The sequence below is a fragment of the Mycolicibacterium sp. XJ662 genome, assembly GCF_053484035.1.
The window spans coordinates 480,791-502,905 of record NZ_JBEFTL010000003.1; the positions used below are offsets into that span (position 1 = coordinate 480,791).

General features: G+C 66.5%; 23 protein-coding genes and 1 pseudogene. 11 read left to right on the forward strand and 13 right to left on the reverse strand.

The window, feature by feature from the left end; translation table 11 throughout:
* Positions 1 to 13: 13 nt before the first annotated feature.
* From ABQE93_RS13290 to ABQE93_RS13315, 6 genes are read right to left on the reverse strand one after another with little or no spacing between them, the layout of a single operon-like run.
* Positions 14 to 1,180, reverse strand: a complete 1,167-nt coding sequence (locus ABQE93_RS13290) for a 17-hydroxy-3-oxo-4-pregnene-20-carboxyl-CoA lyase (RefSeq protein WP_448407346.1) — start codon at positions 1,178 to 1,180, stop codon at positions 14 to 16.
* Positions 1,180 to 1,581 (reverse strand): MaoC family dehydratase, encoded by a 402-nt coding sequence (locus ABQE93_RS13295; protein ID WP_448407345.1) that lies wholly within the window; start codon positions 1,579 to 1,581, stop codon positions 1,180 to 1,182. The genes ABQE93_RS13290 and ABQE93_RS13295 overlap by 1 nt, the downstream gene beginning before the upstream one ends.
* Positions 1,578 to 2,534: a bifunctional MaoC family dehydratase N-terminal/OB-fold nucleic acid binding domain-containing protein gene (locus ABQE93_RS13300; protein ID WP_448407344.1), complete on the reverse strand. Its 957-nt coding sequence runs from the start codon at positions 2,532 to 2,534 to the stop codon at positions 1,578 to 1,580. Before ABQE93_RS13300 ends, ABQE93_RS13295 begins: the two co-directional genes overlap by 4 nt.
* Before the next feature lie 28 nt (positions 2,535 to 2,562).
* Positions 2,563 to 3,726 (reverse strand): acyl-CoA dehydrogenase FadE29, encoded by a 1,164-nt coding sequence (gene fadE29 / locus ABQE93_RS13305; protein ID WP_448407343.1) that lies wholly within the window; start codon positions 3,724 to 3,726, stop codon positions 2,563 to 2,565.
* A 2-nt stretch (positions 3,727 to 3,728) separates the two neighbouring features.
* Entirely contained in the window at positions 3,729 to 4,754 is a 1,026-nt protein-coding gene (locus tag ABQE93_RS13310) for an acyl-CoA dehydrogenase family protein (protein ID WP_448407342.1), read from the reverse strand.
* A 48-nt stretch (positions 4,755 to 4,802) separates the two neighbouring features.
* On the reverse strand, positions 4,803 to 6,053 hold the full coding sequence (locus ABQE93_RS13315; protein WP_448407340.1) for a cytochrome P450: 1,251 nt from the start codon (positions 6,051 to 6,053) through the stop codon (positions 4,803 to 4,805).
* A gap of 118 nt (positions 6,054 to 6,171) precedes the next feature.
* Here ABQE93_RS13315 and ABQE93_RS13320 point away from each other — a divergent pair, with 118 nt between their 5' ends.
* Positions 6,172 to 7,335: a steroid 3-ketoacyl-CoA thiolase gene (locus tag ABQE93_RS13320; RefSeq protein WP_448407338.1), complete on the forward strand. Its 1,164-nt coding sequence runs from the start codon at positions 6,172 to 6,174 to the stop codon at positions 7,333 to 7,335.
* Positions 7,336 to 7,354: 19 nt separating this feature from the next.
* Here ABQE93_RS13320 and ABQE93_RS13325 read toward each other — a convergent pair whose 3' ends face one another.
* Complete coding sequence (locus tag ABQE93_RS13325; RefSeq protein ID WP_448408012.1) at positions 7,355 to 7,735, reverse strand: DUF8021 domain-containing protein; 381 nt, start codon at positions 7,733 to 7,735, stop codon at positions 7,355 to 7,357.
* Between the two features lie 35 nt (positions 7,736 to 7,770).
* Here ABQE93_RS13325 and ABQE93_RS13330 point away from each other — a divergent pair, with 35 nt between their 5' ends.
* Together ABQE93_RS13330 and ABQE93_RS13335 are read left to right on the forward strand one after the other, a co-directional pair.
* Positions 7,771 to 8,226, forward strand: a complete 456-nt coding sequence (locus tag ABQE93_RS13330) for a nitroreductase family deazaflavin-dependent oxidoreductase (protein ID WP_448407336.1) — start codon at positions 7,771 to 7,773, stop codon at positions 8,224 to 8,226.
* A gap of 92 nt (positions 8,227 to 8,318) precedes the next feature.
* Positions 8,319 to 9,662 (forward strand): histidine phosphatase family protein, encoded by a 1,344-nt coding sequence (locus ABQE93_RS13335; RefSeq protein ID WP_448438064.1) that lies wholly within the window; start codon positions 8,319 to 8,321, stop codon positions 9,660 to 9,662.
* A gap of 16 nt (positions 9,663 to 9,678) precedes the next feature.
* Here the strand turns inward: ABQE93_RS13335 and ABQE93_RS13340 are convergent, their stop codons facing one another.
* Together ABQE93_RS13340 and ABQE93_RS13345 are read right to left on the reverse strand one after the other, a co-directional pair.
* On the reverse strand, positions 9,679 to 10,584 hold the full coding sequence (locus ABQE93_RS13340) for an SDR family oxidoreductase (RefSeq protein WP_448407333.1): 906 nt from the start codon (positions 10,582 to 10,584) through the stop codon (positions 9,679 to 9,681).
* A 14-nt stretch (positions 10,585 to 10,598) separates the two neighbouring features.
* The gene (locus ABQE93_RS13345; protein ID WP_448407331.1) at positions 10,599 to 11,375 is read right to left on the reverse strand and encodes an SDR family oxidoreductase; all 777 of its coding nucleotides are present in this window, start codon (positions 11,373 to 11,375) and stop codon (positions 10,599 to 10,601) included.
* Positions 11,376 to 11,439: 64 nt separating this feature from the next.
* On the opposite strand from ABQE93_RS13345, the gene echA20 reads away from it, so the two are divergent.
* The 8 genes and pseudogenes from echA20 to ABQE93_RS13385 all read left to right on the forward strand — a co-directional run bounded on the left by echA20 (position 11,440) and on the right by ABQE93_RS13385 (position 18,388).
* Entirely contained in the window at positions 11,440 to 12,195 is a 756-nt protein-coding gene (gene echA20, locus ABQE93_RS13350; RefSeq protein WP_448394701.1) for a (7aS)-7a-methyl-1,5-dioxo-2,3,5,6,7,7a-hexahydro-1H-indene-carboxyl-CoA hydrolase, read from the forward strand.
* A complete protein-coding gene (gene ipdA, locus ABQE93_RS13355; RefSeq protein WP_448407330.1) occupies positions 12,192 to 13,082 on the forward strand; it encodes a cholesterol ring-cleaving hydrolase subunit IpdA in 891 nt (296 codons plus the stop codon). The genes echA20 and ipdA overlap by 4 nt, the downstream gene beginning before the upstream one ends.
* Positions 13,082 to 13,825 (forward strand): cholesterol ring-cleaving hydrolase subunit IpdB, encoded by a 744-nt coding sequence (gene ipdB, locus ABQE93_RS13360; RefSeq protein ID WP_448407328.1) that lies wholly within the window; start codon positions 13,082 to 13,084, stop codon positions 13,823 to 13,825. The genes ipdA and ipdB overlap by 1 nt, the downstream gene beginning before the upstream one ends.
* Positions 13,822 to 14,895, forward strand: a complete 1,074-nt coding sequence (gene ipdC, locus ABQE93_RS13365; RefSeq protein ID WP_448407326.1) for a (3aS,4S,5R,7aS)-5-hydroxy-7a-methyl-1-oxo-octahydro-1H-indene-4-carboxyl-CoA dehydrogenase — start codon at positions 13,822 to 13,824, stop codon at positions 14,893 to 14,895. The genes ipdB and ipdC overlap by 4 nt, the downstream gene beginning before the upstream one ends.
* A 43-nt stretch (positions 14,896 to 14,938) precedes the next feature.
* Positions 14,939 to 15,589 (forward strand): SatD family protein, encoded by a 651-nt coding sequence (locus ABQE93_RS13370; RefSeq protein ID WP_448407324.1) that lies wholly within the window; start codon positions 14,939 to 14,941, stop codon positions 15,587 to 15,589.
* Positions 15,586 to 16,322 (forward strand): annotated as a pseudogene (locus tag ABQE93_RS13375) (hypothetical protein). Before ABQE93_RS13370 ends, ABQE93_RS13375 begins: the two are co-directional and overlap by 4 nt.
* 45 nt (positions 16,323 to 16,367) lie before the next feature.
* Positions 16,368 to 17,483, forward strand: coding sequence for an NDMA-dependent alcohol dehydrogenase (locus ABQE93_RS13380; protein WP_448407322.1), 1,116 nt, complete (start codon positions 16,368 to 16,370; stop codon positions 17,481 to 17,483).
* Positions 17,480 to 18,388: a hypothetical protein gene (locus ABQE93_RS13385; RefSeq protein WP_448407320.1), complete on the forward strand. Its 909-nt coding sequence runs from the start codon at positions 17,480 to 17,482 to the stop codon at positions 18,386 to 18,388. The genes ABQE93_RS13380 and ABQE93_RS13385 overlap by 4 nt, the downstream gene beginning before the upstream one ends.
* On the opposite strand, the gene fadA6 is transcribed toward ABQE93_RS13385, so the two are convergent.
* From fadA6 to ipdE1, 4 genes are read right to left on the reverse strand one after another with little or no spacing between them, the layout of a single operon-like run.
* Positions 18,389 to 19,549, reverse strand: coding sequence for a steroid 3-ketoacyl-CoA thiolase FadA6 (gene fadA6 / locus ABQE93_RS13390; RefSeq protein WP_448407319.1), 1,161 nt, complete (start codon positions 19,547 to 19,549; stop codon positions 18,389 to 18,391).
* Positions 19,542 to 20,144, reverse strand: a complete 603-nt coding sequence (kstR2, locus tag ABQE93_RS13395; RefSeq protein WP_448407317.1) for a TetR family transcriptional regulator KstR2 — start codon at positions 20,142 to 20,144, stop codon at positions 19,542 to 19,544. Before kstR2 ends, fadA6 begins: the two co-directional genes overlap by 8 nt.
* Entirely contained in the window at positions 20,141 to 20,929 is a 789-nt protein-coding gene (ipdF, locus tag ABQE93_RS13400) for a (5R,7aS)-5-hydroxy-7a-methyl-1-oxo-2,3,5,6,7,7a-hexahydro-1H-indene-carboxyl-CoA reductase (protein WP_448407315.1), read from the reverse strand. Before ipdF ends, kstR2 begins: the two co-directional genes overlap by 4 nt.
* Positions 20,926 to 22,077 carry an acyl-CoA dehydrogenase IpdE1 gene (ipdE1, locus tag ABQE93_RS13405; RefSeq protein ID WP_448407313.1) on the reverse strand — a complete coding sequence of 384 codons (1,152 nt, stop codon included), beginning with the start codon at positions 22,075 to 22,077 and terminating at the stop codon, positions 20,926 to 20,928. Before ipdE1 ends, ipdF begins: the two co-directional genes overlap by 4 nt.
* Positions 22,078 to 22,115 lie beyond the last annotated feature (38 nt).

Below are 22,115 nucleotides of genomic sequence, written 5' to 3' on the forward strand. Positions count from 1 at the left end.
CGCCGTGGCGGGGTCAGCCCAGGATCAGACCCGATGTCGGCACGCCGGTGCCCGCGGTGACGAGCACATGTTCGACGTCGGGCACCGGGTTCACCGATGTGCCGCGCAGTTGGCGTACCCCTTCGGCGATGCCGTTCATGCCGTGGATGTAGGCCTCACCCAACTGGCCGCCGTGGGTGTTGATCGGCAACCGTCCACCGATCTCGATGGCGCCGTCGGCGACGAAGTCCTTGGCATCGCCCTGATCGCAGAACCCGAGTTCCTCCAACTGGATCAGGGTGAACGGCGTGAAGTGGTCGTAGAGCACGGCGGTCTGGATGTCGGTCGGCTTGAGCCCCGACTGCTGCCACAGCTGCCTGCCCACCAGCCCCATCTCCGGAAGGCCGAGCTCTGGCCGGTAGTAGCTGACCATCGAATACTGGTCGGCGCTGGAACCTTGCGACGCCGCCTCGATGACCGCGGGTCGGTGCTTTAGGTCTTTGGCCCGCTCCGCGGACGTGATCACCAGGGCCACACCACCATCGGTTTCCTGGCAGCAGTCCAGCAGCCGCAACGGTTCGGCGATCCACCGCGAATTCTGGTGGTCCTCAATGGTGATCGGCTTCTCGTAGAAGTACGCCTTCGGGTTCTTGGCCGCGTGCTTGCGGTCGGCCACCGATACCGCGCCGAAGTCCTTGCTGGTGGCACCGGACAAGTGCATGTAGCGCCTGGCGATCATCGCCACCTGCGCGGCGGGGGTGGACAGCCCGTGGGGATACGAGAACGAGTTGTCCACACCGGTGGAGTCGGCGTTCTCCACCAGCCGCATCTGCACCTGACCGAAGCGGGTTCCCGAGCGTTCGTTGAAAGCCCGGTATGCCACAACGCAATCCGCGACTCCGGTCGCCACCGCGATCGCGGCCTGCTGGACCGTGGCGCAGGCCGCGCCGCCGCCGTGGTGGATCTTGGAGAAGAACTTCAACTCAGGGATGCCGATCGCGCGCGAGATCGCCACCTCGGTATTGGAGTCCATCGTGAACGTGACCATGCCGTCGACATCGGCAGGGGTCAGACCCGCGTCGTCGAGCGCGTCCAGAACGGCTTCAGAGGCGAGCCGCAGCTCGCTGCGACCGGAGTTCTTGGAGAAGTCGGTGGCTCCGATCCCGACGATCGCCGCCTTGCCGGACAACTCGCCGGGCATCAGTTACCTCCGATGGTTAGCGTCGCGTTGGCGATCACGTGGTCACCCAGGCTGTTGCTGCCAGTGATTTTCAGGCTGATGAGCCCGTCTTCTATCCCGGTGACCTCGCCCTTGAACGTCACGGTGTCGTAGGCATACCACGGCGCCCCGAGGCGCAGACCGATCGACTTGATGACCGCGGTAGGCCCGGCCCAGTCGGTGATGTAGCGCTGAACCAGACCGGTGTCGGTGAGGATGTTGACGAAGATGTCCTTCGACCCTTTGGCCTGCGCCTTGTCGCGGTCGTGGTGGACGTCCTGGTAGTCGCGGGTGGCGATCGCCGTCGACACGATGAACGTCGGGTCGCCGTACAGCGCCAGTTCGGGCAGCTTGGTGCCTACTTCGACAGTCGGTGTGCTCACGTGTCCGGCTCCCATGCATACAATGTCCAGGCCGGGCCTGAATCGCCTTCTGGAAAGTCGATAAACGTTGCGCGGACCGACATTCCGATCTCCACGGCGCCGGGGTCAACGTTGCGTAACTCCCCGAGCATCCGGACGCCCTCCTCGAGTTCGACGAGCGCGACGACGAACGGCAGTGTGCGACCGGGCACCTTCGGGGCGTGGTGCACCACGAAGCTGAACACCGTGCCCTTACCGCTGGCCACGACGTAGTCGGTGGGCTGCTCTTTGTCCAGCCACAGCGCGGGCACCGGCGGATGCTGCAGCGTGCCGTCGGGACGCTTCTGGATCCGCAGTTCGTGCGCGTTGACGCCGTCCCAGAAGAACTTGGTGTCCCGCGACGACGCCGGCCGCATCATCGAATCGGCGTCCAGGTCGTCGGGCACCTGGGTGCCCGTACCGCTGTCGGCGGGCCTGAACTTCATTATGCGCCACATCATCTCGGCGATGTCTTCATCGCCGACCTGCCAGGTGATCTTCTGCGTGATGAAGAAGCCCTCACCCAACGCGGTGTTCTTCGGCCCGATGACGTCGGTCAGCTCTGCGGTGACGCTGACCTGTTCGCCGACCCGCAGATACCGGTGATAGGTCTGTTCGCAGTTGGTGGCGACCACACCGATATAGCCTGCGTCGTCGAACAATTCGATGATCTTGCCCAGCGGGTCGTCGTCGGGGCGTACACCGCCCAGACCCATCATCGTCCACACCTGGATCATCGCGGGCGGCGCGACGGCGCCCGGGTGACCGGCCGCCTTCGCCGCGGCCTCGTCGACGTAGATCGGGTTCTTGTCGCCCATCGCATCGACCCAGTGGTCGATCATCGGCTGGTTGACCGGGTGGCGGCCCAGGCGCGGCTTGCTCTTGCCTTCCGCCTTGACCCGCTCGGCGGCGGCCTTGATGTCCTCGACGCTCATCGGGATCCTCTGCTCTTCGCGCAAGCGCTCATCGCGGCACCCTCGGAACCTTCAGTCCCGCAGCCGCAATCATCTCCCGCATCACCTCGTTGACACCTCCGCCGAACGTGATCACCAGGTTCCGTTTGGTCTGGCTGTCGAGCCATTCCAGCAACTCCGCGGTGTCCGAATCGGCCGGATCCCCGTACTTGCCGACGATCTCCTCGGCCAACCGGCCCGCGTACTGGATACGTTCAGTGCCAAACACTTTGGTCGCTGCTGCGTCGGCGACGTCGATGGTCTCACCGGACGCGGCGACCTGCCAGTTCAGCAGCTCGTTGATACGCCACATCGCCTTGAGCTCACCCAGCGAACGCTTGACGTCGTCGTGTTCGAGCGGGGCGACCCCGTTGCTTCCCGGCTTGGACGCCCACGCGTGCACATGGTCGTAGAGCGAGGCGAACCGGCCTGCCGGGCCGAGCATCACCCGCTCGTTGTTGAGCTGGGTGGTGATCAGCTTCCAGCCGCCATTCTCCTCCCCGACGAGCATGTCGGCGGGAACCCGGACGTCGTTGTAGTAGGTGGCGTTGGTGTGGTGTGCGCCGTCGGACAGGATCATCGGCGTCCACGAGTAGCCGGGATCCTTGGTGTCGACGATGAGTATCGAAATACCCTTGTGCTTGACCGCTTCCGGATCCGTTCGGCAGGCCAGCCAGACGTAGTCGGCGTCGTGCCCGCCGGTGGTGAAGACCTTCTGCCCGTTGACGATGTACTCGTCGCCGTGTCGCACCGCGGTGGTGCGTAGTGACGCCAGGTCGGTGCCCGCCTCCGGTTCGGTGTAGCCGATTGCGAAATGCACTTCGCCCGCGAGGATTCCGGGCAGGAACTTCTTCTTCTGCGCATCGGTCCCGTACTGCTGCAGCGTGGGTCCCACGGTCTGCAGTGTGACGGCCGGCAGGGGCACGTCGGCGCGCTGCGCCTCGTTGACGAAGATCGACTGCTCGATGGGCCCGAAGCCCAGACCGCCGAACTCCTTGGGCCAGCCGACACCGAGCTTGCCGTCCGAGCCCATCCGCTTGATGACCGCCCGGTACGCCTTGCCGTGGCGGTCCTTCTCCATCTCCTTGGCCTCTTCGGGGGAGATGAGGTTCGAGAAGTACTCTCGCAATTCCGCCTGCAGCTGCTTCTGTTCAGGCGTCAGTTCGATGAACATTCCTACCTCCCGGCGCCTTGCTCGCCCAGTGCGGCTCCCACCAAGTCGAGCCGGTGGGACGGACCACCGACCAGGCGGGTGAGGTCCTTGATCGTGGAGTAGTAGCGGTCCATCGGGTAGGTGATATCCATACCCATGCCGCCGTGCAGGTGGTGACAGAGTTGCATCACCGGGGGTGCCTGCGACGCCAGCCAGTAGCCCAGGACGTCGAGGTCCTCGTCGGCGTCACGCCCCTCGGAGAGCCGCCACGCCACCGACGTCGCGACCAACGTCAAAGTGCGAGAGGCGATGTAGACCTCGGCCAGCTGCGCTGCCACGGTCTGAAACGTCGATAACGGCTTGCCGAACTGCTCGCGGTTGGCGACGTAGTCGGCGGTGAGCCGCAGCGCACCGGCGACCAGGCCGGAGGCGTATGCGCCGATCGCAGCCAACGCCAACTGGTTGACCCGCCGCGGCAGCGCGCCCTCGAGTACCCCGTCGACCTGCGCATCGGTGAACGTGACTGTGAACTCGTCGCCGCCGTTGGAGGCCGGGGTCTTGGTCACCTGGACACCGTCGGCTTTCGGCGACACCACGGCGACACCGTTGTCGGCGGTCACCAGTATCCATTCCGCTTGTCCCGCATAGGGAACCGCAACCTTGGTGCCGTTGAGTGTGTTTTCGGCCAGGGTGGTGGCCGGGCGGTCGGGCAGCGGCGCACCGGGTTCGTTGAGCGCGGCTGTCAGCACCGCGCCCTTGGCCACCCCGGCGAGGTAACGGTCCTGCTGCTCGTCGGAAGCCAGGTCCCGCAGCGTCAACAGGCCCAGACCCAGCGTGGCCAGTGCGGGACTGATCGTGCCGTGGCGGCCGACCTCGGTCAGTGCCGTGGCCACCTCGGGCAGCCCGACACCGTCACCGCCGAGGCGCTCGGGCACCGCCAGGGCGGCCACTCCCCCGGCGACCAGTGCGTCCCAGCTGTTGTCTCGGTCGAGCACGGATGTCACCACGTCGGCGACAGCCTGCTGCTCCGGGTTGGGCGTGAAATCCACCCGTCCTCCTTATTGCAAACGACGCGCCCCGCGCGGGTTCGGTACCGATCAGTGCTTGACGGGGCACTTACCGGTGTAGTCAACCTGCCAGTGCTTGATGCCGTTGAGCCACCCCGACTTCAGCCGTTCGGGGTCGCCGATCGGCTTGAGGTCGGGCATATGGTCCGCGACCGCGTTGAAGATCAGGTTGATGGTCATGCGCGCCAGGTTGGTGCCGATGCAGTAGTGCGCACCGGTGCCGCCGAAGCCGACGTGCGGGTTCGGGTCGCGCAGGATATTAAAGGTGTGCGGGTCGTCGAAGACCTCTTCGTCGAAGTTGGCCGACCGGTAGGACATCACCACCCGCTCGCCCTTCTTGATCTTCACCCCGCCGAGCTCGACATCCTCGAGCGCGGTGCGTTGGAACGCCGAAACCGGGGTGGCCCAGCGCACGATCTCGTCGGCGGCGGTCTCGGGACGTTCCTTCTTGTAAAGCTCCCACTGGTCGGGGTTTTGCGAGAACGCGATCATGCCGTGGGTGATCGAGTTGCGGGTGGTCTCGTTGCCCGCCACCGCCAGCATCACCACGAAGAAGCCGAACTCGTCGTCGGTGAGCTTCTCGCCGTCGATGTCGGCCTCGATCAGCTTGGTGACGATGTCCTCGGTCGGGTTCTTGGCCCGCTCCTCGGCCATCTGCATGGCGTACTGGATCAGCTCCATCGACGACATCGCGGGGTCGACATGGGCGTACTCGGGGTCCTCACCGGCGGTCATCTCGTTGGACCAGCGGAAGATCTTGTCGCGGTCCTCCTGCGGAACACCGAGCAGCTCGGCGATGGCCTGCAGCGGCAGCTCACACGACACCTGTTCGACGAAGTCGCCGCTTTCCTGCGCGGCAGCGGTCTCGGCGATCTTCTGCGCGCGGGCGCGCAGTTCGTCCTCGAGGCGCCCGATCGCGCGGGGGGTGAAGCCGCGGGAGATGATCTTGCGCAGCCGGGTGTGCTGCGGGGCGTCCATGTTGAGCAGCACACTGCGCTGCAGATCGATGGCATCGCGGGTCATGTCCTGCGGCCAGACGGGAATGGCGCCGTCGGGCGAGCTGCCGAAGACATCATTGCGCCGAGAGACTTCCTTGACGTCGGCGTGCTTGGTGACGAGCCAGTAGCCTTTGTCTCCGAAGCCGCCGGTGCCACCGGGTACGTCGACCCAGTGGATGGGGTCGGACTTGCGCAGTTCGGCGAGCTCAGCGACGGGTAGACCCTTGAGGTTCAAATCGGCGTCGAGGGGATCGAATCCCTTGGGCAGGTTCGGACCAGACATCCGTACGCTCCTTAATGCAACGTGTTCTAGTGCCAGTAAAACATGCCTTCTGCGCAGATGAAAGGCAGGTAACCATCCTCGCTTGTCAGGGTAATGAAACGTGTTCTAGCCTGACGTAATGGGTAATCCTGTCATTGTTGAAGCCACTCGTAGCCCCATCGGAAAGCGCAACGGTTGGTTGTCCGGCCTGCACGCCACGGAGTTGCTAGGCGCAACGCAGAAGGCTCTTGTCGAGAAAGCCGGGATCGACGCCGGGGACGTCGAACAGGTCATCGGTGGGTGCGTCACCCAGTTCGGTGAGCAGTCCAACAACATCACCCGGGTGAGCTGGCTGGTCGCCGGGCTGCCCGATCATGTCGGCGCGATGACGGTGGACTGCCAGTGCGGCAGCGGCCAGCAGGCCAACGGGCTGGTCGCCGGCCTCATCGCCGCGGGCGCCATCGACATCGGCATCGCCTGCGGCATCGAGGCGATGAGCCGGGTGGGGCTGGGCGCAAACGCCGGACCCGACCGCAGCATCCTGCGCCCGTCGTCGTGGGACATCGACCTGCCGGACCAGTTCACCGCCGCCGAGCGGATCGCCAGGCGCCGCGGGATCACCCGCGAAGAGATCGACCAGTTCGGTTTCCAATCGCAGGCCAAGGCCAAGCAGGCCTGGGCCGAGGGCCGGTTCGACCGCGAGATCAGTGGCATCGAGGCCCCGGTGCTCGACGAGCAGAAGCAGCCGACCAGCGAGCGACACGTCGTGACCCGTGACCAGGGGTTGCGCGACACCACGGTGGAGGGTTTGGCGTCGTTGAAGCCCGTGATCGAGGGCGGGATCCACACCGCGGGGACGTCGTCGCAGATCTCCGACGGTGCGGCCGCGGTGCTGTGGATGGACGAAGACAAGGCCCGCGCGCTGGGTCTGAAGCCGCGCGCCCGCATCGTCAGCCAAGCGCTCGTCGGCGCCGAGCCCTACTACCACCTCGACGGACCCGTGCAGTCGACCGCCAAGGTGCTTGAGAAGGCCGGGATGAAGATGGGCGACATCGACATCACCGAGATCAACGAGGCCTTCGCGTCGGTCGTGCTGTCGTGGGCCCGGGTGCACAACCCCGATATGGACAAGGTCAACGTCAACGGCGGGGCGATCGCGCTGGGGCATCCGGTGGGCAGCACCGGTAGCCGGCTGATCACCACCGCACTGCACGAGCTCGAGCGCACCGACAAGAGCACGGCGCTGATCACGATGTGCGCCGGCGGTGCGCTGTCCACCGGCACGATCATCGAGCGGATCTAGCGCTTTCTGCCGGCGAGCGTCAGTCGCGCGCGATGCGCGGACGGATCTTCGCCCTGATGTGGTGGATCTGGCCGTCGGCGGCTGGGATCAAAAAGGTTTCGTCGACGTCGGCGACGACGCGGCGCCCGCCCAGCGCCGCCTTGGTGACCACGGTGAACGTCGCGTGCACGTGGTCGCCGTCGACGCGGAACTCGCGATCGGCGGTCGCGTCGATGACGAGGTACTGCGGGCCGCGGTTCAGGCTGCGCCGCAGATGATCTCCGGAGAAACCGGTCTTGATGCCCACCTCGATCCGGACACAGCCCGGTGCGAACGGCACCTGGTCGGCGCGATGGCTGGCGAGCGCATCGATGTACGCGTCTGCGGCCGCGATCCGGTCGGCGTCCGACACGGTGCGCATTTCCTGGTCCATTTCCCGAGCATAGGATGACCGCCATGGCAAAGTCGCGCCCGCGTTTCATGGACACCAAGCCAGCGGACTTCTTCATCAAGTGGATGGCGAAGGTCAACACCTACATGTACCGCCGCAGCGACGGCGAGGGCTTCGGCAGCGACTTCCAAGGCATCCCCGTGGCGCTGCTGACCACCACCGGCCGCAAGACGGGCCAGCCGCGGATCAGCCCGTTGTACTTCCATCGCGACGGTGACATCGTCGTGGTGGCCGCGTCCAAAGGCGGCAGCGACAAGCACCCGATGTGGTACCTCAACCTCAAGGCCAACCCCAAGGTGCAGGTGCAGATCAAGAAAGATGTGCTCGAACTGACCGCACGAGACGCGACCGACGCCGAACGCGCGAAGTACTGGCCGAAGCTGGTCGAGATGTACCCGACCTACGAGGATTACCAGTCCTGGACCGACCGGGTCATCCCGCTCGTAGTCTGCGAACCCTGATCGGTGTTGCGAGTTAACGTATTCCGGCCTTTTTGTTAGGCCATCGGGCTACTGTCTGAGCCGTCGAGGTGGCTTTACCAAAGGAGCGGTCGGTGCGGGATCGGCGGATACTTCGAACTCTATTCACCGTGCTCACCGCGGCGCTGCTGTTCGTCATCTCGGCGATCCCAGCCTGGTCGATGACGGTGACGTTCGTGCGACATGCTGAATCGCAGGCCAACGCCGACCACATCATCGAAACCGACATCCCGGGCCGCGGACTCACCGAGCAGGGCCACGCAGAGGCAGCGGCCGCCGCCGCGGTGCTCGCCGGCCAGGACTTCGATGCGATCTACTCGTCGCCGCTGCAACGAACCATGGAGACCGCGCAGGCCCTTGCCGCCCTCACCGGACAAGACATCTCACAATTGACGAGCCTGCGGGAGATACCGGGCGGCTGGCTCGAAGGTGCGCGAGACGACCGCGGGATCCAACGGCTCCTCTACGGCCTACCGGCGATGGCCTGGACGCTCGGGCTGCGCTTCGTCCCGGTGCTGGGGTCTGAGGACGGCAATGCGTTCGACGCGCGGGTCGACGGCGCGCTGCGCCAGATGTATGAAGACGGCGTCGAGAATCCGGTGGTGTTCAGCCACGGCGCGACCATCATGTTCTGGACGCTGATGAACGTCGACAATCCCGATCTCGGTTTGATGCTCAGCCATACGTTGGGCAACACCGACACGGTCGTGGTCGAAGGCAGCCCCGAGGAGGGGTGGACGCTGGTGAGCTGGGCCGGGGTAGAAGTCAGCGCCAACCCGCCGCTGCTAACCAAGCTCTTGGTCCACACCCGCGATCTGATCGTCGCGCCGCAGACCGCGCTGTACAACATCGGGCGGGCATTCGCCAGCGGGGACATCGCCGCGTTGGCGAACGCCGTTCGAGACGGGGTGATCGACGTCGTCAAGACCGCGGTCGAGTTCGTGCCCAACGTGATTCGGGACGTCGTCGACGAGTTCCGCGGCCCATCCGCGCAGACGGTCGACGAACCGGTCAACATCAACGCCGCCGATGTCAGCTCGCTGGACGCGGAGGCTGACGCGCCAACGATCGAGCCGGAGACGACGCCCGTCGAGACGACCGCCGACGCCGACGCCGCGCCGCTGCTGACCAAGGTGAAGAAGCGCGCGGGGGCAACGGATCTGACGGACGGGAACAAGGTCAATCCCGGTGACACCGTCGAAGCTGTCGATGTCGATGTCGACGAAGACGCTGAGGCCGACGCCGAGGTCGACGCCGAGCCTCGCGATCTCAAGGGCTTGGTCACAGCGATCACCGACCGCTTCGGCGGCACCATGGCACCGGGTAAGTCCGACGCCGACGTCGACAGCACCGACACCGACACCGACAGCGATTCCGACACCGACGCCGACGCGGGATCGGCGCAGGTCGCCGCTTAACCCCCGGCTCGGGTGATCAGGCCCCGTAGACGGGAACCGGCGGACGCGCCTTGGCCAGCAGGTCCTTGACGACCGGGCCCAGCTCGGCGGGATCCCACCGCGCGCCCTTGTCGACCTGTGGACCGTGCGCCCAGCCCTCGGCGACCCGGATGTTGCCGCCCTCGACCTCGAACATCTTGCCGGTGATGTCCTTGGACTCGGCGCTGCCGAGCCAAACCACCAGCGGCGAAACGTTTTCCGGTGCCATCGCGTCGAAGTCCTTATCCTGCGTCGCCATCATCTCGGCGAACACGGTCTCGGTCATCCGAGTGCGCGCCGACGGCGCGATCGCGTTGACGGTGACGCCGTAGCGGCCCATCTCCGCCGACGCCACCAACGTCAGGGCGGCGATCCCGGCCTTGGCGGCGCTGTAGTTCGCCTGTCCCACGCTGCCCTGCAGCCCCGCACCGGAACTGGTGTTGATGATGCGGGCATCCACGGTCTCGCCCGCCTTGGACTTGGTGCGCCAGTACGACCCGGCGTGGCGCATGGTGGCGAAGTGGCCCTTGAGATGTACGGCGACGACGGAGTCGAACTCTTCTTCGCTGGTGTTGGCGAACATCCGGTCGCGCACGATGCCGGCGTTGTTGACCAACACATCGAGCCCGCCGAAGGTCTCGACCGCCGATTGGATCAGCCCTTCAGCCTGGGCCCAGTCGGCCACGTTGGCCCCGTTCGCCACGGCTTCGCCTCCGGCAGCGGTGATTTCGTCAACGACGCCCTGCGCGGCGCTGCCACCGCCGGCGGGTGAGCCGTCCAGGCCGACACCGATGTCGTTGACCACGACGCGCGCCCCCTCGGCGGCGAACGCCAGCGCGTGCGCGCGGCCGATACCGCCGCCTGCACCCGTCACGATGACCACGCGACCGTCGAGCAGTCCCATATCCGTTGTCTCCTTTATTGTTTGATGTCCGCTGTCGTGGTGGCCAGATAGTGCGGTGGCTCACCGCCGCCGTGCACTTCCAGCGACGCCCCGCTGATGTACGCCGCGGCGTCGGATGCCAGGAACGCTGCAGCCCAGCCGACGTCGGCCGGGGTGGCCAGCCTCCCCAGGGGCACGTTCTTGGAGATCGCCGCGATGGAATCCGCGTCGCCGTAGAACAATTCCGATTGCTCGGTCTCGACCATGCCGACGACCACGGAGTTGACGCGCACCTTCGGCGCCCACTCCACGGCCAGGGTGCTGGTGATGCTCTCCATGCCCGCCTTGGCCGCACCGTAGGCGACCGTGCCCGGCGTCGGCCGCCTGCCGCTGACGCTCGCCACGTTGACGATGGAGCCGCCACGTTCCTGGTTCTGCATGACGGCGTTGGCGTGGGTGGAAACCGAAAGCGGCCCAAGCAGGTTGAGCTCGACGATCTTGGTGCTGAACTTCGCCGACGCCTCTGAGGCCGGAACGTACGGTGACCCGCCAGCGTTGTTCACCACCACGTCGAGGCGGCCGTGACGATCGACGATCGTCTCGATCATGGCCGCAACCGACGCGTCGTCGCGTACGTCGCAGCTGTGGAACTCATACGGCGAACCTTCGACGGGTCTGCGCGCGCAGGCGACGACGGTCGCGCCCTGAGCGGCGAAGACGGCGCTGATGCCGGCGCCGACGCCGCGGACGCCCCCGGTCACCAGCACGACCTTGTCGTGAAGTCCGAGCTTGATCTCTGGCCGGTCGGTCACTGTGCTAGCGTACCAAGCAAGTGCTTGCTTTCCTACCGGACCCAGGAAGTGCTCGGAGGCTTAGATGACCATCACGCATACCGTCACCGAACCGGGCATCGTCTCGGTCACGGTCGACTATCCGCCCGTCAACGCGATTCCCTCGCGCGGATGGTTCGAACTCGCCGATGTCCTCACCAAGGCCGGCCAGGACCCGACCACCCACGTCGTGATCCTGCGCGCCGAGGGCCGCGGGTTCAACGCCGGCGTGGACATCAAGGAGATGCAGCGCACCGAGGGCTTCACCGCGTTGATCGACGCGAACCGCGGCTGCTACGCCGCCTTCAAGGCCGTCTATGAATGCGCGGTTCCCGTGGTGGCCGCGGTCAACGGCTTCTGCGTGGGCGGCGGTATCGGTTTGGTCGGCAACGCCGACGTCATCGTCGCTTCTGACGACGCGACGTTCGGGCTTCCGGAAGTCGAGCGCGGCGCGCTGGGCGCGGCCACCCACCTGTCTCGGCTGGTGCCGCAGCACGTGATGCGACGGATGTTCTTCACCGCCGCCACCGTGGATGCCGCGACGCTGCACCACTACGGCTCCGTGCACGAAGTGGTGCCGCGCGACGGCTTGGACGAGGCGGCGCTGCGGGTGGCCCGCGACATCGCCGCCAAGGACACTCGGGTGATCCGCGCGGCCAAGGAAGCGCTGAACTTCATCGACGTGCAACCGGTGAACGCGAGATACCGCATGGAGCAGGGTTTCACGTTCGAGCTGAACCTCGCCGGGGTTTCCGACGAGCACCGTGACGCCTTCGCCGGAACCGACAAGGGATCGAAATGACCGATAAGAGAACAACTCTGGAAGAGGCCGTCTCCTCGCTCCAGAGCGGTATGACCATTGGTATCGGCGGCTGGGGCTCCCGTCGCAAGCCGATGGCGTTCGTGCGGGCACTGCTGCGCACCGACGTCACCGACCTGACCGTGGTCACCTACGGCGGTCCCGACCTGGGCCTGCTGTGCTCCGCGGGCAAGGTGCGGCGCGCGTATTACGGCTTCGTGTCATTGGACTCGCCACCGTTCTACGACCCGTGGTTCGGCAAAGCTCGTAAGGCGGGCACGATCGAGGCACGCGAGATGGACGAAGGCATGCTGCGGTGCGGTCTGCAGGCGGCCGCGCAGCGGTTGCCTTTCCTGCCGATTCGGGCGGGGCTGGGCAGCGATGTGCGGTCCTTCTGGGGTGACGAGCTCACGACCGTGCGATCGCCCTACCCGACCGGTGAGGATTACGAAGAGCTGATCGCGATGCCCGCGCTCACGTTGGACGCCGCGTTCGTGCACATGAACCTCGGTGACGCACAGGGCAATGCCGCCTACACCGGCATCGATCCGTATTTCGACGACCTGTACCTGATGGCCGCCGAGAAGCGGTTCCTGTCGGTCGAACGGGTGGTGTCCACCGAGGAACTGGTCAAAGCCGTTCCGCCGCAGGCGCTGCTGATCAACCGGATGATGGTCGACAGCGTGGTGGAAGCGCCCAACGGCGCCCACTTCACCACGGCCGAACCCGATTACCGGCGCGACGAGAAGTTCCAACGGCACTACGCCGAGGCCGCCGCATCCGACGAGTCGTGGCAGCAGTTCACTCAAACATATCTGTCCGGCAGCGAATCCGACTACCAGGCCGCGGTGCGCAAGTTCGCGGAGTCGGTCAAGGAGGCAGGAAAGTGATGTCCGCGAGCCGTCCCGAAGTGTGCGTGGTGGCGTGTGCGGAACTGTTCCGCGACGCCGGCGAGATCATGGTGAGCCCGATGACCACGATGGTGGCCATCGGCGCGCGGCTGGCGAGGTTGACGTTCTCCCCCGACATCTTGCTCACCGACGGCGAGGCACGCCTGCTGGCCGATACCCCCGCGGTCGGCGCGGCTGGCGCTATCGAGGGCTGGATGCCGTTCGGCCGCGTGTTCGAGACGCTGGCATGGGGACGGCGCCATGTCGTCATGGGCGCCAACCAGATTGACCGCTACGGCAACCAGAACCTGTCGGCGTTCGGACCGTTGCAACAACCCACCCGGCAGATGTTCGGCGTGCGCGGCGCCCCCGGCAACACCATCAACCACGCCACCAGTTACTGGGTGGGCAACCATTCCAAGCGGGTGTTCGGCGAGGCCGTTGACGTCGTGTCGGGCATCGGTTGGGACAAGGTGGATCCGGACAACCCGGCGTTCCGTTTCGTCAACGTGTTCCGGGTGGTGACCAACCTAGGGGTGTTCGACTTCAACGGGCCCGACCATCAGATGCGGGCGGTTTCGCTACATCCCGGCATCAGGCCCGAAGAGGTGGCCGAGAACACCTCCTTCGAGGTTCACGATCTGGACAAAGCCGAACCGACCCGATTGCCAACCGAACGTGAATTGGACCTGATCCGCACGGCTATCGATCCGAAAGGCCTGCGGGACAAGGAGATAAGGTGAGCACTCCGTCGCACAGGCTGCGCACCCCGCTGACCGAGCTCATCGGCATCGAACATCCGGTGGTCCAGACCGGGATGGGCTGGGTGGCGGGCGCACGGCTGGTGTCGGCGACCTCCAACGCCGGCGGCCTCGGCATCCTGGCGTCGGCGACCATGACGCTCGACGAACTGCAGGCCGCGGTCACCAAGGTCAAGAGCTCGACCGACAAACCGTTCGGCATCAACATCCGCGCCGACGCCGGCGACGCCAACGATCGCATCGACCTGCTGATCCGCGAGGGGGTCAAGGTCGCGTCGTTTGCGTTGGCGCCCAAGCCGGATTTGATCGCCAAGCTCAAAGAGGCCGGCGTAGTGGTGATTCCGTCAGTCGGGCTGGCCAAGCATGCCAAGAAGGTCGCCGGCTGGGGCGCCGACGCGGTGATCGTTCAAGGCGGTGAAGGCGGCGGCCACACCGGTCCGATCGCGACGACGCTGCTGCTGCCGTCGGTGCTGGACGCCGTCGACATCCCGGTGGTCGCTGCGGGCGGCTTCTTCGACGGCCGCGGCCTCGCGGCGGCGCTCTCCTACGGCGCGGCCGGCGTTGCGATGGGCACCCGGTTTCTGCTGACGTCGGAGTCGACGGTGCCCGAGGCGGTCAAACGGCGCTACCTGGAGGCCGGGCTGGACGGCACCGTCGTCTCAACCCGTGTCGACGGCATGCCGCACCGGGTATTGCGCACCGGGCTCGTCGAGAAGCTCGAAAGCGGTTCACGGCTTCGCGGCTTCACCGCGGCAGTGCGCAACGCCCAGAAGTTCAAGAAGATGTCCGGCATGACCTGGCGGTCGATGATCAAAGACGGCCTGGAGATGCGCCACGGCAAGGAGTTGACGTGGTCGCAGGTCGTGATGGCCGCCAACACCCCGATGCTGTTGAAGGCCGGCCTGGTGGAAGGCAACACCGATGCGGGCGTGTTGGCGTCCGGGCAGGTCGCGGGCATCCTGGACGACCTCCCCTCGTGCGCCGAGCTGGTCGAGTCGATCGTCGACGACGCGGTCAAGCACCTGCGGCAGGCCGCCGCATACATTGAGTAAAGAGTATTGCTTAATTTGATCTAAATAAAGCTATACTCTTCATATGTCGCTGATGAAGGTTCAGGCTTCAGCAGACCTCCGCGCGACGCTGATCGGCGACGTGGTCGGCTCACGCCACGTGGCGGACCGCGCCGCTGCACACCGCACCCTCAACAGCGCGCTGGCCGACGCGGCAGGCGGGGCGATCGATCCGGCCGCCTTCACCGTCGGCGATGAGTTTCAGGGCAGCTATCGGACCGTCGGCGCGGCGATCGACGCGGCATTGGCCATCCGGCTGGCGGTCGCACCCGACATCGACGTCCGGTTCGGCGTCGGCTGGGGCGCCGTCACGGTGCTCGACGCCACGGCGGGCATCCAGGACGGACCGGGCTGGTGGGCGGCCCGCGAGGCCATCCAGTGGACCGCCACCGCCCAGCGGCAACCGGGTCTGGCGCTGGTGCGCACGTCGTTTCGTGCCGGCGATGCCCGCGGCGACGCCGACGCGATCAACGCCGCGCTGATTTGTCGGGACCATCTGCTTGGATCGCTCGATGACCGCTCACTACGGATCGTGAAGGGACTGTTGAGCGAGCACACCAAGAAGGACATCGCCGTCACCGAGGGCATCAGCGCCTCGGCCGTTTCGCAGCGCGCCGGACGGGACGGGCTGGATTTGATCGTGGTGGCGTCGGCATATCTGAGGAGCATCCCGTGAGCGCGCTGGCGGTGATGTTCATCGCGATGGGCATCGCCGACATCATCCGGCGGCTGACGCACCGGCTCTGGCTGCCCGTGTTGGCCGCACCGGTCGTCATCGTCGGATGTGCGGCACTGGCCGCGCTGTGGCACCTCGGCGACATCGTCCTGTTGGCGATCGCCACGGTGGCCAGCGTGTGCTGGGTCGTGCTGTGTGCGCGCGCCGAGCGCACCGGCGAGCGCGAGTTGACGTCGCTGGTGGTGTTCGGTGTGGCCGTCGGGCTGCTTCTTGTGTTGTCGGGCTTGGGTTCTGACGTGGCCGGGCTGGTGCAGCGCTGGGTCGCCTGGGTCGGTCTGCCCGGTATCCGCGGCGTGGACGCCGACCGGCTGCTGATGATCGTCGGCGTGGTGTTGTTACAGGTGGTGACCGGAAACCAACTGGTGCGTCTGGTCCTCGGCGCGGTCGGCGCGGTGAAGCCGGCCGGCGAGCCGCAGCCGTCGGACCGGCTCAAGGGTGGCCGACTGCTCGGCCCGATGGAACGGCTGCTGATCCTCGGCCTCGGGCTGGCCGGACAGCTCGCGGCCGCCACCGCCGTCGTCGCCGCCAAGAGCATCATCCGGTTCCCGGAAATCAACGCCCAGAAGGCCCGGGAGAACGGACACATCGGCATCGACGACGTCGTCGAGTACTTCCTCGTGGCAGCTTCGCCAGCTGGATCGTCGCGCTGGGCGGGCTGGCACTCGCGCAGTAGGCCGATTCGCCGATTTCTGCCGCCACCGCTTCCTACACTCGGCGCATGAAGACCAAGGCAGCGGTTTTGTGGGAGTTCGGCGCCGGCTGGAGCATCGAGGAACTCGACTTGGATCCGCCTCAGGCGGGCGAGGTGCTGGTGACGTGGGAAGCCACCGGGCTCTGCCATTCCGACGAACACGTCCAACGAGGCGATCTTCCTGCGCCGCTGCCGCTCGTCGGCGGCCACGAGGGCGCGGGCGTCGTGCAGGAGGTCGGCCCGGACGTGCCTGGTTTGGCGCCCGGCGACCATGTGGTCGCGTCGTTCCTGCCGGCGTGCGGTCGCTGCCGGTGGTGTTCCACGGGCCAGCAGAACCTCTGCGATCTCGGCGCGATGATCATGACCGGCACCCAGTTGGACGGCACCTACCGTCGTCATCTCAACGGCACGGATGTCGGGGCGATGGCGCTCGTCGGCACCTTCTCCCAATACGGCACCGTGCCCGAGGCCTCGGTTGTCAAGATCGACGACGATATTCCGCTGTCACGGGCCTGCCTGCTGGGCTGCGGGGTGACGACGGGCTGGGGATCGGCGGTCAACACCGCCAAGGTGCGTCCTGGCGACACCGTGGTGGTCATCGGCTGCGGGGGTATCGGCAGCGGGGCTATCCAGGGTGCGCGGCTGGCCGGTGCGGAGCGAATCGTCGTCGTCGATCTCGTGGAGAGCAAGCGGGACAAGGCTTTTCTGTTCGGCGCCACCCACTTCGCGACATCGACGGCCGAAGCGATGCAGCTTGTCGGTGACCTCACCCGCGGCGTGATGGCCGACTCGGTGCTGCTGACCATGGGGTTGCTGGAAGGCCCGATGATCGAGGACGCGCTCAACCTGGTGCGCAAGGGCGGTGCGGTGGTGATGACCGCGATCGCCGCGATGACCGACATGACACCGACCCTGCCGATGATGATGTTCACGCTCTTCCAGAAGCGTCTGCTGGGCAGCCTGTACGGCGAGGCCAACCCGCGCGCCGACATTCCACGGCTGCTCGACCTCTACCGCGACGGCAAGTTGCTGCTCGACGAGACGGTGACCCACGAGTACAAGCTCGACGAGATCACCGACGCCTATGACGATATGCTCGCCGGCCGCAACATCCGCGGCGTTGTCATCCACGATCATTCTTGATCGGCTCGCGGAAGGGACTGTCGCGCTGGCCGTCACACCTGCGGTCGGTGCTGCGCGCTGAGATCGACACCGTCCGTCACCGCAAGCTGGACCTCAACCCCGCCGACCTGACCCGGTTCACCTTTCCGCTGGTGCTGCGGCTGGCAGGGGTGCTGGCCTTCGGGGCGGTGCCGCTGCTGGTCATCCGCTCCGGCGTGGACACCGACGACGTGGTGGTGCCGCTGCTGGGTTCGGTTGCCCTGACGGCGGTGGGCACCGCGGTGGCCACCTGGGTGATCGCCACCGCGGTCTCGGGGCTGGTGCTCGTGGTGTTCTACCGAACCGGCCCGGCGGAATCGTCGCGGCTGGTGGTCCGCACCGTCGTCGACTCGTTCGACCGCGTCGCCGACACCACCGCCAGGTTGGCGACGCTGGCCCTGCTGGCGGGCGTGGTCGCGCTGGCGATCGGGCTGCCGACGCGTCGTGACGCGGAGTTGGCGCACTCGGTGCTCGACGACCTGCTCGCCGCGCAGATCGGGGTGCTGTTGGCCGCCCTGGGCTTCGCCTTCCTCGCGGAGACCGTACGGTGCGCAGCGGAACTCGTCGACAAGCAATCGCTGTTGCTGGCGTGGCCGTGGGCACTCGGAATCGGGTGGGCCAGTTGGGTTATCGCAACCACCCTCGGACCGTTCGAGACCACCCGGCTGCTGGAGACGTTACTCGTCGACTGGCTGCCCGCCACGGTGAACGGGACGCCGCGGGCGCAGGTGATCGCCGACTTGCTACCCGCGGGCGCGAACTGGTGGGCGGCGTTGGCGCCGCTGCCGGTGATCGCGCTGATCTGGGCACTGGAGGCCCAGCGGCACAACGGGTTCGCGCAGTTGCGCCAGCTGAGCGCTACCGAAGGCCAACCTCCCGCGAGCTGATCAGAGGCGCTCGATGATCGTGACGTTGGCGGTGCCGCCGCCCTCGCACATGGTCTGCAGGCCGTAGCGACCGCCGGTGCGCTCCAACGTGTTCAGCATGGTGGCGAACAGCTTGGCGCCGGTGGCGCCCAGCGGGTGACCGAGGGCGATCGCGCCGCCGCTGGGGTTGACCTTGGCCGGGTCGGCACCGGTTTCCTTCAGCCAGGCCATCACCACCGGCGCGAAGGCCTCGTTGATCTCGACGGTGTCGATGTCATCAATGGAGAGACCCGTCTTCCTCAGGGCGTACTCGGTGGCGGGGATCGGCCCGGTCAGCATGAACACCGGGTCGGCGCCGCGGGCGCTGATGTGGTGGATGCGGGCGCGGGGTTTGAGATTATGTGCCTGTACGGCGCTTTCCGAGGCCAGCAGCACCGCGCTGGCACCGTCGGAGATCTGGCTGGCCATCGCGGCGGTCAACCGCCCGCCTTCGGACAGTGTCTTGAGCCCGGCCATCTTCTCCAGCGACGTGTCGCGCGGGCCTTCGTCGGTGACGAAGGTGCCGCCGTCGACCTCGACGGGGATGATCTCGTTCTCGAAGTAGCCGGCGCGGATCGCCTCCTGGGCGCGCTGGTGGCTGGTCAGCGAGAACTGCTCCATCTCTTCGCGGGAGATGTTCCACTTCTCCGCGATCAGCTCGGCACCGCGGAACTGCGAGATCTCCTGGTCGCCGTAGCGGTGCAGCCAGCTCTTGGATTCGTTGGTGGGCGAGGTGAACCCGAACTGTTCGGCGACGGTCATCGCCGACGAGATCGGGATCTGGCTCATGTTCTGCATGCCGCCGGCCACGATCAGATCGGCGGTGCCGGACATGATCGCTTGGGCGCCAAAAGAAATCGCCTGCTGGCTGGAGCCGCACTGCCGGTCGACGGTGACGCCGGGAACCTCTTCGGGGAAGCCCGCCGCAAGCCACGAGAGCCGGGCGATGTTGCCGGCTTGGGGTCCGATGGTGTCGAGGCAGCCGGCGATGACGTCGTCGACCGCGCCGGGGTCGACGTCGTTGCGGTCGAACAGCCCGCGCCACCCGGTCGCGCCGAGGTCGACCGGGTGCACTCCGGCGAGCGATCCGTTGCGTTTGCCGACGGCGGTGCGGACGGCGTCGATGACATAGGCGTCAGGCATGGGGGTCCTTCTCTCTAGTGATGCCACCAAGAACGATAGCGAGGTATTGACGGCCGACCTCCTCGGCCGTGAGCGGTCCGCCCGGCTGATACCAGCGGACCGAAACCCAGGTGGTGTCGCGGATGAAGCGGTACACCAGGTCGACGTCGATGTCGGGCCGGAAGTAACCCTCCTCGACGCCTTGGTTGAGCAGGTCCAGCCACATCTTGCGCTGCTGGCGGTTGCGCTCTTCGACATAGGAGAACCGGTCTTGACCGGACAGCCGTTTGGCCTCGTCCTGGTAGATGACGACCTGGGCGTGCCTATGCTCGATCGCCTCGAACGACGCCATGAACAGGCCCTTGAGCCGCTCGAGCGGGTTGGGCTCGGTGTCGACGATCTCCTGATAGCGGGTGAACAGCCAGTCCAGGAAGTTACGCAACACCTCGTCGACCATCTCTTCCTTCGAAGAGAAGTGGTGGTACAGGCTGCCGGACAAGATTCCGGCGGAGTCGGCGATGTCGCGAACGGTGGTCGCGCGCAACCCGCGCTCGGCGAACATGGACGCGGCGAGCTCCAGTAGCTCGTCGCGTCTGCTCACCGGCTGGCTACTCATGGGTGCTGGCTCGACACCGAGATCACTTCTCCAGTCAGGTAACTGGAGTAGTCACTGGCCAGAAACGCGATGGTGGCCGCCACTTCCCACGGCTCAGCGGCCCGGCCGAACGCCTCACCCTCCGAGAGCCGGTCCAGCAGATCTGAGCTGCTGGTCTTCTCCAGGAACTTGTGCCGCGCGATGCTCGGCGACACCGCGTTGATCCGCACGCCGTGCTCGACGGCCTCGATCGCGCTGCACCGCGTCAGCGCCATCACCCCGGCCTTGGCCGCCGCATAGTGCGACTGTGAATGCTGTGCGCGCCAACCCAATACGCTGGCGTTGTTCACGATCGCACCGCCGTGGTCGGCGTCGCGGAAGTAGCGCAGCGCCGCGCGCGTCGCACGCATCACCGACGTCAGCGTGACGTTGAGGACGCGGTCCCACTCCTCGTCGGTCATGTCGATCACCGGCGTCTGCCCGCCGAGGCCCGCGTTGTTCACCAGCACGTCCAGCCGCCCCATCCGGGCCGTCGTCGACGCGATCAGCGCGTCGACCTGCGCGGTGGAGGTGACGTCGCACACCACGCTCTCGACCCGGCCCAGGCCGAGTTCGCTGAGCTGGTCGCGGGTTTCGCCGAGCCGGCGCTCATGGTGGTCGGAGACGACGACGTCGGCGCCCTCGGCAAGTGCGCGACGCGCGACGGCCGATCCGATACCGGTGCCGGCCGCGGCCGTGACGACGACGACCTTGCCGGTCAGAAGTCCATGTCCGGGAATCTCTTTGGGGGCTTCGGACAGGTTCACGAAGGCCTGGCCTCCCTCGGTAGGCCGAGCACCCGCTCGGCGATGATGTTGCGTTGGATTTCGTTGGAGCCGCCGTAGATCGTGTCGGCCCGCGAGAACAGGTACAGCCGCTGCCACTCGTCGAAGACGCCGCCGGTCAGCGTCAGCCCGTCACGGCCGAGCACATCCATCGCGATCTCGCCGAGCTCGCGATGCCAGTTGGCCCACAACAGCTTCGACACGTTATCTTGGCCCGGTTGTTCGACGTCCATGGTCGCCAGCGCATACGAGCGCATCGCGCGCAGCCCCACCCAGGACCGGGTCAGCCGCTCCCGGATCAGCGGATCATCGGCCGCGCCAGTCCGTTTCGCCAACTCGGCCACACCGGACAGCTCACGCGCGTACTCGATCTGCTGACCGAGCGTCGACACCCCGCGCTCGAACGTCAGCGTGCCCATCGCCACCCGCCAGCCGTCCCCGGGCTCACCCACCACCAGCGTCGCCTCGGTGCGGGCGTCGTCGAAGAACACCTCGTTGAACTCCGAGTCGCCGGTGAGCTGCACGATCGGGCGGATCTCCACACCCGGTTGTTCCAGCGGCACCAGAAGATACGACAGACCCGCATGCCGTTTGGAGCCCTTCTCGGTGCGCGCGACGACAAAGCACCACTGCGCCCAATGCGCCAGCGACGTCCACACCTTCTGCCCGTTGATGACCCAATGGTCGCCGTCGAGTTCAGCGGTCGTCGACACGTTGGCGAGGTCGCTACCCGCGCCGGGCTCTGAATAGCCCTGGCACCACAGCTCGGTCACATCGAGGATCTTGGGCAGAAAGCGCTTCTGCTGCTCGGGGGTGCCGTAGGCGATCAGCGTCGGCCCGAGCAACTCCTCACCGAAGTGGTTGACCTTGGCGGGGGCGTTGGCGATCGCGTACTCCTCGTAGAACGCCACCCGGTGCGCCACCGACAGGCCGCGCCCGCCGTGCTCCTCCGGCCACCCCAGACAGGTGAGCCCGGCGGCGGCCAGATGCTGGTTCCACGCCCGTCGTTCTTCGAACGCCTCGTGCTCGCGGCCGGGCCCACCCAAGCCCTTGAGCGCGGCATACTCACCGACCAGGTTGGCGGCCAACCAGTCGCGGACCTCGGCCCGGAACGCCTCGACCTCAATCACCCTTGTAGGCTAACCTACCAAGCACTTGCTTTGTTAAG